This is a genomic window from Acinetobacter sp. V89_7, assembly GCF_029967895.1.
GTDB lineage: Bacteria > Pseudomonadota > Gammaproteobacteria > Pseudomonadales > Moraxellaceae > Acinetobacter > Acinetobacter soli.
On sequence record NZ_JASCAJ010000030.1, the window covers coordinates 1 to 11,626 of the forward strand.

At 39.4% G+C, this 11,626-nt stretch carries 10 protein-coding genes and 2 pseudogenes; 7 read left to right on the forward strand and 5 right to left on the reverse strand.

Features of this window, described 5'->3' with window-relative positions; all coding sequences use genetic code 11:
- The 5 genes and pseudogenes from QLG00_RS09910 to QLG00_RS09930 form a co-directional block, all read left to right on the forward strand.
- Window positions 1–105: pseudogene (locus tag QLG00_RS09910) on the forward strand (hypothetical protein); the annotation flags it as partial.
- Window positions 106–114: 9 nt separating this feature from the next.
- Window positions 115–918 carry a 3-oxoadipate enol-lactonase gene (pcaD, locus tag QLG00_RS09915; protein WP_282470895.1) on the forward strand — a complete coding sequence of 268 codons (804 nt, stop codon included), beginning with the start codon at window positions 115–117 and terminating at the stop codon, window positions 916–918.
- A gap of 169 nt (window positions 919–1,087) precedes the next feature.
- A pseudogene (locus tag QLG00_RS09920) lies at window positions 1,088–1,656 on the forward strand (IS1595 family transposase).
- A gap of 82 nt (window positions 1,657–1,738) precedes the next feature.
- Window positions 1,739–2,626: a hypothetical protein gene (locus tag QLG00_RS09925; RefSeq protein WP_282470896.1), complete on the forward strand. Its 888-nt coding sequence runs from the start codon at window positions 1,739–1,741 to the stop codon at window positions 2,624–2,626.
- Window positions 2,627–2,629: 3 nt separating this feature from the next.
- Complete coding sequence (locus tag QLG00_RS09930; protein WP_004936978.1) at window positions 2,630–2,881, forward strand: hypothetical protein; 252 nt, start codon at window positions 2,630–2,632, stop codon at window positions 2,879–2,881.
- A gap of 541 nt (window positions 2,882–3,422) precedes the next feature.
- Here the strand turns inward: QLG00_RS09930 and QLG00_RS09935 are convergent.
- Window positions 3,423–4,352 (reverse strand): hypothetical protein, encoded by a 930-nt coding sequence (locus QLG00_RS09935; RefSeq protein ID WP_282470897.1) that lies wholly within the window; start codon window positions 4,350–4,352, stop codon window positions 3,423–3,425.
- 604 nt (window positions 4,353–4,956) lie between these two features.
- On the opposite strand from QLG00_RS09935, the gene QLG00_RS09940 reads away from it, so the two are divergent.
- Window positions 4,957–6,300: an aspartate aminotransferase family protein gene (locus tag QLG00_RS09940; RefSeq protein WP_282470898.1), complete on the forward strand. Its 1,344-nt coding sequence runs from the start codon at window positions 4,957–4,959 to the stop codon at window positions 6,298–6,300.
- Between the two features lie 43 nt (window positions 6,301–6,343).
- Here the strand turns inward: QLG00_RS09940 and QLG00_RS09945 are convergent, their stop codons facing one another.
- Window positions 6,344–6,760 carry a helix-turn-helix domain-containing protein gene (locus QLG00_RS09945; protein WP_004925426.1) on the reverse strand — a complete coding sequence of 139 codons (417 nt, stop codon included), beginning with the start codon at window positions 6,758–6,760 and terminating at the stop codon, window positions 6,344–6,346.
- A gap of 98 nt (window positions 6,761–6,858) precedes the next feature.
- Between QLG00_RS09945 and QLG00_RS09950 the strand changes: the two genes are divergently transcribed.
- A complete protein-coding gene (locus QLG00_RS09950; RefSeq protein WP_151746406.1) occupies window positions 6,859–7,872 on the forward strand; it encodes a zinc-binding alcohol dehydrogenase family protein in 1,014 nt (337 codons plus the stop codon).
- 53 nt (window positions 7,873–7,925) lie between these two features.
- Here QLG00_RS09950 and QLG00_RS09955 read toward each other — a convergent pair whose 3' ends face one another.
- The 3 genes from QLG00_RS09955 to QLG00_RS09965 all read right to left on the reverse strand — a co-directional run bounded on the left by QLG00_RS09955 (window position 7,926) and on the right by QLG00_RS09965 (window position 11,505).
- Window positions 7,926–8,960: an AraC family transcriptional regulator gene (locus QLG00_RS09955; protein WP_282470899.1), complete on the reverse strand. Its 1,035-nt coding sequence runs from the start codon at window positions 8,958–8,960 to the stop codon at window positions 7,926–7,928.
- Between the two features lie 149 nt (window positions 8,961–9,109).
- Window positions 9,110–10,345: a haloacid dehalogenase-like hydrolase gene (locus tag QLG00_RS09960; RefSeq protein ID WP_282471024.1), complete on the reverse strand. Its 1,236-nt coding sequence runs from the start codon at window positions 10,343–10,345 to the stop codon at window positions 9,110–9,112.
- Between the two features lie 149 nt (window positions 10,346–10,494).
- Window positions 10,495–11,505 carry a phosphotransferase gene (locus QLG00_RS09965; RefSeq protein ID WP_282470900.1) on the reverse strand — a complete coding sequence of 337 codons (1,011 nt, stop codon included), beginning with the start codon at window positions 11,503–11,505 and terminating at the stop codon, window positions 10,495–10,497.
- Window positions 11,506–11,626: the final 121 nt, after the last annotated feature.

Below are 11,626 nucleotides of genomic sequence, written 5' to 3' on the forward strand. Positions count from 1 at the left end.
ACGACGGCTTTAAACCAGCTTGAACAGTCGGGCGGTAAGTATGCGCTGTGTTCGATGTGTATCGGCGTGGGTCAGGGAATTGCGCTCATTATTGAGCGGGTTTAAGGAATAAATATGCCAGTATTTCACTTTAAAGACACACTAACGGCGCAGGATGTTGCTCTCAATTATGCAACATTCGGTCAGGCGGATCGTCCTGCACTGATCTTTTCAAATTCGTTGGGTACCAACCTGAGTATGTGGCAACAGCAGATAGCGTATTTTCAGGACAAGTATTTTGTCATTTGCTACGACACGCGTGGTCATGGTGCATCATCTACACCTGTTGGCCCTTATCGGATTGATCAGCTAGGTACCGATGTAATTGCATTGCTTGATCATTTGCAAATTCCTCAAGCTACGTTTTGTGGAATTTCGATGGGTGGGTTAACTGGACAATGGCTGGCAATACATTTTCCTGAGCGTTTTAATCAGGTGATTGTAGCCAACACCGCAGCAAAAATTGGAGAAGTTCAGGCTTGGCAAGCACGTGCGCAATTGGTGCGTGAGCAAGGGTTAACGCCGGTTGCTCAAACTGCGGCAACACGCTGGTTTACGCCAGGCTTTATTGAAGACTCACCAAAAATTGTAGAAAAGCTGAGTCATGATTTAGCTCAAGGTAGTGCCGAAGGCTATGCCAGTTGCTGTGAAGCGTTGGCAGAGGCCGATGTGCGCCCTCAACTGCAACGTATAAGCATACCGGTACTGGTGATTGCTGGTGCACAAGATCCAGTGACTACAGTGGCCGATGGTCAGTTTTTATGTGAGCACATTGTACATTCAACACTTGAAGTGCTGGAGGCATCGCATATTTCGAATGTGGAACAGCCACAGGCATTTAATCGTGCAGTCGAAGCAGTAATGAAGCGCTTCAATTGATTTGATCTTTTTGACTGATAGAGGTTTTAAACCTTTATCTATGAATTTTCAAAACGCCGCGCGTTCATGCACGTGGCGTTTTTTTGTATCGGCTCAGAAAGCGATTTTATATGAAAGCAAAAACAGATACTATTCCCGTTCAAGAATCACACAAGCAAAATTCAGGTAGATCATTCGCTTTTTTGCCGTGGATTTTACTGCTTCAGACACTGCTAAACCCACCAGTACTTCAGTGCGTTCTATCAATACAACTTACATCAAATTGCGTAAAAAAATTACTATTTAGTATGAACGAATATCTCTTTTCAATGATGTTGTTGAACTGGATGAATTTTATTTCTGAGTCAATCGTGTACGAGGTAAGCACGGTCGAGGTGCATTAGGTAAAACCGTTGTTTTTGGACTACTCAAACGGGGTAGGAATTTATATAAAGGAATTGTCCCTCACTGCTCCAAAGCTACGCTAAAAGGTATTATTCGTGGACATATTGAGCTTGTTCAGTGATTTATGCAATAGGCTGGAGAGGCTATGATGGTCTAGTTGAAATTGATTTTGGTAAATATCTAGGAGTTAATCATGGAGACAATGAATTTGCTAATGCTGAGCATAATATTAGCGGCATAGAATCATTCTGGAACTATGTTAAAAAGCGACTCAGTAAATTTAATAGAATTGACAAAAAGATATTTTATTTGCATCTTAAAGAAAAGCAGTATTGCTTCAATCATTGGTATTGAAATTTATACTTCGATTTGCTTAAATTAATTCGTAATAATTTTCTTTAACTTCCTAAGCCCAAAATTAAAATAGGGAAAAATTATGAAATATAAGAGTTTATATTTAGTATTATTATTATCTGTACCAACATTTAGTTTTGCTGGAAATTTAAGTTTAAATCAATATCTAGAAAATCCATCTACGTTATCTAAGATTGATAGTAACTCACATATTCAGAATGAATTAGCGGCTGTATTAGGCGAAGATTACATTAAATTTTCGAAAAATTTTGAAGTTTTATCAACACCATATAAGTTAAAAATGGCAAAAGCTATTTATTCTGAAGGTAGAACAAAAGCAGGTAGTGATGCTTCTGCAATGACTTTGTATGCAGATGGTCGTATTTACGCAGCTCACTATAATTCACAAAAACATACTGTCAGATATTTTACAAATGATAAGTCGTGTTCAACGGTACTTCATCCCACAATCCAAGTCTTTACAAAGCATTATCCGAATGTAAAAGTTGAGTTTATAAGCTCGAATAATAGTGTTCTGAAATATAATGGTGGTAATGGGTTAGGGTGTTCTAGCCCAACATCCCGTACAGTTCAAACATATGCCATTGCGTCCGATAATCCAGCTCAAGCTGCTGCACGTGAGGTTGCCTCTAAGATATGGACACAAAGTATAGCTAACTCATTAGATATGAATAATGACGTGGGGGTTGTCATTTCTAATACAGTAAAATCAATTCTTGCCTGTTCTGCAAATTTTAATTTGGTTCCAAAACCACCTGGTGTTGGAGACATAATTCCTGGTACATCATATTTTGTAAAACCAGGATTAGATTATTTGAAAGATTATTTTTATGAAATCATTCCTTATTTAGCTGGATTAAGCGGTGCTCAACCAGTTTATAAAGCTTGTATAAATGTAGCAGCAGCAAATAATAGATCTGCATTAGAGATGGCATCACTAGGAATCTAACGAATGTCTACTTCTCTATGGATATTAATTTATTTATGTTTTAGCTTGGTTTGTAAGTGGATTCTTTCATGGGGTGGGGCTAGTTATATTAAGGGTTGGAAAAGTATCTTTTTTTTAGATACAGAATCTAGCTCATGGAATGAAGAACAAGTAAAAATGATGACCTTGTTTTTATGGGTTGGTTTTTCTATCTTATTTGTAATTGGTTTAATTTATCCAGAATACAGATTCTATAAGCTTAAAAATAATTTGTAGATTACTAGTAAAATAGAAAAATAAGTTTTTTATCTAATTTAAATGCAAAGTCCTTGTTTCTATAAGGGCATTCAACTTACATTTTTTGGATTTACACTTAAATGATGGTTAGAAGAGTTGTTTAATAAAAGCTCTGTAGAGCTAGCAACTCGTAAAGATATTCACACAAAGCCTTATATGGCAGTCAAATCTTATCCTAAGAGATTTGTCCTATGACACAAATTTAAAAATTTAAAAAATTACTATTACTCAAAAATTTACAGCACTTCTTTATTCGTTCACTACATCTGTACAAAAGATAAAGTTAACAAGTTCGATTTTATATTTTGGTTTAGTCTTTGTTGGCTTTAACAAAGAATTGCTAGAAAGAATCTCAACCATAATGCATTCAGTCTCGTCGGAAGTAGTCAAAGCTCAGCTGAATTTGCTCGAGACATTGGAAATATTAAAACGAATATCGTCCAGATGAAGGAACGATAAAAAGAAATAGAGAACCTAAAACCTAAGCAATATCGCGGTATGAGTTTTGGATGTTAATTATTTAAAATCTATTTAAAGTATTTTTCCAAATATCATTTTTAGAACTAAAATCATCATTATGCGAAGTTGGAGGATTTTTTTGAATAAATGTATAAAGTTCTTCTTTTTGGGTTGGATTCAATACATTTAATATGTCTGGATTATTGATAATACTGCTACAAATACTCATTATAATCGCGTCTTTTATTATTTCATTTTTACTCATAATTGTAGAAATAGTATTTGTTGAATCCATTCCGTTGAGAATGGTGGTAGCTATATAAGATGATTCATTTGCCGTTATATTTTGCTCATTGAGAATACTCTTAATCATTGCTTTTATATCCTCAATAGAAGGGTTAGTAGACATATAAGAGGATACAATAGTCTGTTTCACTTCGGTGGATATATTTGGGTTTTTCTTTAACTTATTAACTTCTTTAGATATTTTAGATCTTATTTGATTATTTTCTGGGAGTGTTTTTTTAAGTTCATGTTCTTCTTCTGTTAGTAAAGACGCATTACTAAGTGCACCAAGAGCAGCACTTTGAACGATAGGGTTATTACTTTTTAAGAAAGGAAGAATATCATCCACTGCTTCAATTGGATTCAGATTCGCTAACTGAGATAAAATTTCTCTAACTGCTGCCGGATCATTTTTATTTTTATTTAATAAGTCGTTTAGCTCTTTAAGTTTTTCAATACGGCTGTATTGTGAATTTTCATTAACATCAATAATTTTTTGTGACCAAAATGGAACATTAAGTTTTTGAGTATTTTGTCTTACCTGTATGTCATTCATAATTTTATCTTGATACATACTTTCAGAACTTTTTGCTTTAAGTGCTGGTAGACTTTCAGAACCTTGATCAGTTGAATCTTCTTTTATAAAAAATATGAATATGGTTAAAATAGTAAAGGATAATAAGACATACAGAATATTTTTTTTCATAAGTAATCTATCAATGTTAAAAGAATTCCTCATTATGATTTAATGAGGAATATATTAAAAATTATGCACGAGTTATCGTTAGAAGAGAGCTATTAAAAGTACCGTTAGGAGTATTTCCACCTAAGTTCCCATTTCCTGTCTCTGTATAAAGCCATTTTGTAAATCTGTCACAACGAAAGCTACCCTTTTGCCAAGTATAGGCTATACATCTACCGCATGAATTATAAGATGAACAAAAGTGAACTTGTTTTTGCTTTATTATAAAACACATTTTTATCTTTAGAATTAAGATAAAACAATTGCATACGAATATCCTCACGATTTAATTCATACCATTATTTGTAAGATAGTTATTTTGATTAGTATGACATTCTAGTGTTAGATGCGATACGTAGTAGTTTGCTGAAGCATACAGCAATCCGACCATACATTGAATTCGCTAATTTGACATCAAATGACAACTTTCGCGCTTTAGTGTCAAGTTTCTTTTCTCAAACTTGAACAATATAAGTCAAACAGCGATATATACATTCGAAAGAACATGGCCCGATTTGATTCGATTTCAAGTGTGCCATTTTGAATTATTTAAATACAGGAGTCATTCATGGTTACACGTTCAACCATCATGGATACCAATAGTTTCCGCGCAGAACATGCAGCCGCACTGGATGCTGAAACCCGAAAATTAACAGATAAACGTAGCCAAGTGCTCGGTGAGTCTTATCGATTATTTTATCGTAATCCTGTGCATTTGGTAAAAGGGCAAGGACAGTATCTTTGGGATGCTGCGGGCCATAAATATCTCGATGTATACAATAATGTAGCCAGTATTGGGCATTGTCATCCTGCTGTCATTGAGGCAGTGAATGAGCAGATGAAAATGCTCAACACACATACACGCTATTTGCATGAAAATATTCTGAATTACACCGAAGAGCTTTTAAAAACAACACCAAGCGAAATTGACCGTGCCATGTATATGTGTACAGGTTCTGAAGCCAATGATTTGGCCATTCGAATTGCCCGTGAATATAGTGGCGGAACAGGTATCATTGTTTCGCAAGAAGCTTATCACGGCACCAGTGAGTTAACTTCAGGCTGTTCTCCTGCATTAGGTTCTGGTCAGGCTTTGGCAGCTACAACTCGTTTGGTTCCTGCACCGGATGCATACCGAATTGCAGCAGATGATTTAGGTGATTGGTTTGCAGCGCAAATTCAACAGCAAATCGATGACATGAACGCCAACGGTATTAAGTTTGCAGGCTTTCTGGCAGATTCAATTTTCTCTTCAGATGGTGTAATGCCAAATCCGGTTGGATTTTTGAAAAAAGCAGTAGATGTGGTTCATGCCAATGGCGGAATATTTATTGCCGATGAAGTACAACCTGGGTTTGCACGTACTGGAGACTCATTTTGGGGATTCGGTCGCCATGGTGTAGTGCCAGATATTATTACCACAGGTAAACCGATGGGCAATGGAATTCCGGTATCTGGTCTACTTGCCAAAAGCGATGTATTGGCAGCATTTAGCGATAATATTCCATATTTCAATACTTTCGGTGGAAACCCAGTATCGATGGCGGCAGCTCAAGCTGTTCTCAAGGTCATTCAGGAGGAAGACTTACAAGCACACAGCAAATATGTGGGTGCTAAACTTCATGCCGAACTTAGCAAACTCATGGATATACATGAATGTGTGGGCGATGTACGCGGTGCGGGCTTGTTTATCGGATTTGAACTGGTGAAAGACCGTGACAGTAAATCGCCAGATAAAGCCTTGGCACTGAATCTGATTGAAGAATTACGTAATACTCACCGCGTATTGACTTCGGTTGCTGGCCCATATGGCAATGTACTGAAATTACGTCCACCGCTGGCATTTCAGGAACACGATATTGACTGGTTGGTCAGCGCCCTCGATCAATCTATTCGTAAACTCAAAGATTAAAACTCAGCTAATTTTTAAGCCTTATCACTCGATAAGGCTTTTTTTATCCTGCCTGAGCAGTAATTTCTGTGTGCTGCTCACGCTCATTATGCTGCTCAGTTTCACTCTGATGTGGTTTTCCATACAAATCGATATGCTGATCGCCCCATTCTTTTAAAGCAACTAAAATAGGCTTTAAGGTTTGGCCCAGCGCAGAAAGCTGATACTCAACCTTAGGCGGCACTTGTGGGTAAACCGTTCGAATAATGAGTCCGTCTTGTTCAAGCTCGCGAAGCTGATTAGTGAGCATACGCTGAGTTACATTTGGAATACGGCGCTTTAGCTCATTAAAACGTAATATTTTTTCGGTAAGTAAATTCCATAAAATTAAACTTTTCCATTTACCGTCGAGTAGGCCAATCGCAGCCTCGACCGAGCAGCCCGGATTACAATTAAAGCGTGAATGTTTTACCTTACTCATAACAGTATCCTTTTTGACACTATGTGCGAAATTTGTCTGTATATACAGTGATTAAGCTTAAGGTATGCTACCACGCAATACAAGTGAGGAACGTCAAGATGAAAGCGGTAGGCTATAAAGAACAAGGTGAGATTACACGCCCAGATGCATTGGTGGATATCGAGATCGAGCAGCCCGTGGCGCGCGGTAAAGATATTCTGGTCGAGGTAAAAGCGATTTCAGTGAATCCGGTTGATACCAAAGTTCGCAAACGTGCAGCAGCAGAAGCAGGACAGTGGAAAATTTTAGGTTGGGATGCAGCTGGCGTTGTGGTCAGTGTAGGCGACGAAGTCACCGAATTTAAAGCAGGCGATGAAGTCTGGTATGCAGGTGATTTAACCCGTCCGGGCAGTAATGCACAGTTTCAATTGGTCGATGCGCGCATTGTGGGGCATAAACCGAAACGCCTTTCTTTTGCAGAAGCGGCTGCTATGCCTCTGACCACCATCACTGCATGGGAAATGTTGTTTGACCGTTTAAAAATTGAAGATCCAGTACCAGGTGGAGACCGAAGTATCCTAATTATTGGTGGGGCAGGCGGTGTTGGCTCAATCACGATTCAATTACTTAAAGCAAAATCAGATTTGAAAGTTATTGCGACAGCATCACGTGCTGAGACACAAGCGTGGGTGAAACAGCTCGGAGCGGATTACGTGATTGATCATTCAAAACCACTTAAGGCGCAAATGGATGAACTGGGTTTAAAGGCACCTAGTTATGTTTTTTCTACCAATTATACCGATCAATACATGGAGCAGATTGCTGCATTAACCGCACCTCAGGGGCGTTTGGGCCTGATTGATGATCCAGCCGAACTGAGTATCAGCCCACTCAAAACCAAATCGATCTCTTTACATTGGGAGTTTATGTATACCCGCTCAATGTATCAAACGGAAGATATTGCACAGCAGCGTGAACTGTTAAATGCAGTGGCCAAACTGGTCGATGATGGCGTCATTCAATCCACATTGACTGAGGTCTATGGCAAGATCAATGCCGAAAATCTCAAAGAGGTGCATAGCCTGATTGAAGGTGGTAAAGCCAAAGGCAAAATTGTGCTTGAAGGGTTTTAAATCGAATCAATCAACAAATAGCCGGAACCGCTTAATTGCGTGTTCCGGTTGTATTAGTTACGCCATTGTCTTGGATTAACACCAAACCAGCGCTTAAATGCACGAGAAAATGCACTCACCTCTGAGTAGCCTAATAAAAATGCCATTTCGGAAATCGGGATATTTTTTTGTTTCATGTAATGCTCTGCAAGCTCACAACGCACTTTATCGACCAGTGAACTAAAGGTTAATCCTTCAAGTTTAAGCCGACGGGTGAGTGCACAGCTGCTCAAATCCAAATCGTGTGCAATTTTTTCCAGATTAGGTTCACCTGTGTTCAGTTCAATTTGAATATGTGAGCGCACTTGATCGGTTAGGCTTTGTCTGTGTACATGGGTATTGAGCAAGCGAAGAGTATCTAGAATTACGGTTAATAGCAGCGGATCATGATTGGGCATCGGGTGCTGCAAATCTTTTTTTGACAGTAAAATTGAGTTGAATGGCTGATCAAAATAAACAGGTGCGTTAAACAATTTGCTATGTTCTTGCCAAAACTCAGGCCGCGTATGCTCAAAATGAATTTCACGTGGTGAATAATGCCCGCCCAGCACGCCACGAATCACATTCATGAACATGCCTAAGGTCAATTCGGCATCTTGACGTCGGGTTAAGATCGCACCGTGATGCACCTGATAGTCTAAGCGCCAGCAATCTCCTAAATCGACCATGCGGTTCAGCGTGTCTTTCTGGTGCAAATAAAAGTGATTGGTCATATTGACTAATGCGCTTTCAAGCGTTGCAGAGCATAGTCCGATGTAGCCAATTAGACCTAAAGATTTGGGCTGAAATTGCTGACCATAATGCAAACCGAAATTGTCACATCCTGAAAGTTCAGCGGCCTGTTCTAATACATGACAGTAATTGGGAAGTTGTAAACTTAATGTCGGACTGGCCAGTAACTCGGGATTGATACCACTGATACCAAAGACACGATCAACGTCTGCACCTTTGCTGCTAATGAAATCACTCAAGCCTGATGCAGCTGCTGACAACACGCCCTGATTGCACATCCTGGTGCCCAATAGTTGTGCCGTATTCATCTGAAACATGTGAAGATCTCACTTAATACCGATATATAAGAGAGATGAAGCAAGATGCATACCAGCTATAGCGTAGTTTTTATATGTACGGCTAAAATTAAAAAACCTGCGCCGGAATGGATCAAGCACAGGTTAAAACATAACTCAGTGGATTGGATTTATTGAGATTTCAATGCTTTTGGTATGCTCGATCCATAACTGATACTGTTGATTGATCCTGTAAATTGTCCTGTGTTTGCATCACGGCCCTGTAGTAAAAATTTCGGATTACTCTGTCCATAGCTTTGAACAGCCAAAGCTGAAAACTTCCCAATATCTGTGGTGGGTTTGCGCAGACGATTTACAATCAGCACCTTTTTCGTATCTGTAAAATCCTGCATCATGTTTTGATCGCCTTCGCTGTCGCCAGCAATGAAGAGCGGCCCATAACCATATTTAGATACCAAAAATTTTTCAATTGTGCGCGTTTTGCCTTTGCCTTGGGTCTGATCATATCCTTTACGAAATTCAGGCAAAATGCGTCCTTGTGAATCTCGCTCAAGTTCCATGGCATAAGCATGGCTGTCTGGAATGTTAAAGCCCACGTTGGGATTAGAAATAATTTCTTTAATCACATCGATATATGAAGCCGAACACACATAAACATCGATGCCGTTATTTTGAAATGTCTGAAATAAGTCCTGCATTTCGGCATAAGGGCGTAAACCATTTTCCCACGTTACACTGATCACACCGGCCTGACCTTTTAAATCAGATGGGGATGTCCATGTCACCGGGCCAATGGGCTGAGATTTTTGCCAAGCAACTGTTTTTTGAACCAAATCACGTACTTCTACTTCGGTCATTCCGGCAAATAAATAGGTTACCCATGGATAAGACACATCATGATCGAAAGTATCTCCAATAGCCGCATACAAATAACGCATTTTGCTGATAAAGTTTTGATAGTGCGGGCTCGTTTGGATTTGCGCTAAGGATTGATTGCCTTTTAAGCCTGAATAGTGCGTATATAGCCATGCATAGCTTTGCACAATATCGGGTGCAATCTTGTCGATATTAACTGCTTGACCTTGGCTGTTATTGTAATCTGCAACAAAATTTTGCGTACTGATTCCCTTACGAATAATCGTATTGAGCTGTTCTGGCGTTACGGCAAATGCAAGCTGTTGAAGTTGATAGATTAATGTCGCTTCCTCAATATCTAAAAAAACCGAGGTATTGTCAAAATCAGTCACAATATAGGGCCGTTTTAACGGATTATAATTAGGACTGTCTTTGCCGTATTGTGCAATTAATTGATTGAGCTGATCGCGATTAAACGCATCCCAGCGACCTTGTGCCAGATACTCCTGCTTGATCGCGGATGCCAACACCTGTGTATCGTGCTTTGGCATTTGGGCACAGCCTTCCAACGCTAAAACACCTGCGATTAAAGCTCCAATTCCGAGTAAATGCATGTTTCTTTTCATATCTAATTTAGCCCCAAATTACGAAATACAACTCAATTAAAAAACAGATAAAGTGAACAAGTGCTTTGTTTTACTTAAGCGTTGCTACGTCCGACTGGCATTTCATCATTTAAGTACTTCTTACATAAGCGCACGGTTTCATTCGACCACTGATCGCCTAAGCTAAGCGCCATTTCGGTATGTGCATGTGAACCATTCCACGCCATCATTTGAATGCGACGTTGCATAATAAATGTAGGAATCATGACGTAATCATGATTTTGAACATGACCTGTTTTTTCATAACCTGTTAGCCAGTGCTCTACCCATTGCGGTGCAGCATCTAAATGTTCATTAAAACTAATCGCGGCAGCCAGATCATGCATAAACCAGCTCATACCGCAGTCGTCAAAGTCAATCACACCAATTTGTTGATCTTGCAGTAGTAAGTTGGTGAGTCTTAAATCGGCATGAATCAGACCATAGCGATCTTCACCGGCACCGTACTGGCATAGTTCAGTTGAAATACGTGCAATCGCTTCTTCCACCACAGCGTGGTCGGCTTGATCTAAATGCGGTGCATGTTTCCAGTTGCCCCAATGGCCTTGAGCACCGACCATGGTGTCATGATTCCACACAATTCGATTAAACTGTTCTGGGCGTTTCCAGCTTTTACTGTGTTGATGTAGTGCGGCGGTAATTTGTCCCAGTTGTTGAAAAGCGGTCGGATCGACATCGGTGGTGGGCATGCTGCCATTGACCCAATTGAAAAGCACTGCGTAGCGCGAAATGCCTTCGGCCAGTTTCAGGGTGATCACACGTTGACCATTCTGATCGGCAATCGCCAGTGGAACTTCGATTCCACTTTGATTAAGCGCATCTAACCACGCCAGCTCACTTTCGATATCTTGCAAGTGATGATAATTCGGTCGATGGATTCTAAGTGCGTATTTTGCCTGCGCTGTGGTCACTAAAAAAGTGGCATTTTCTGACTGACACAGGAGTTTAACTGAACCTTGATATTCGTTTGGATATTGCTTGATGGCTTGTTCTGCAAGAATTTGAAGCTGAACTGAGCTTAAAAATTCGTTTTGTTCGACCGTCATGATTCGACTCCTTCACTCTAATTTTAGATACATCGTAAGTACCGATTGGCCTGATCTTATAAAAGAAAAAATGAATCAACTTGACTTCAAATGACCTTGCTCACAATTTGCGGTCAAGTTT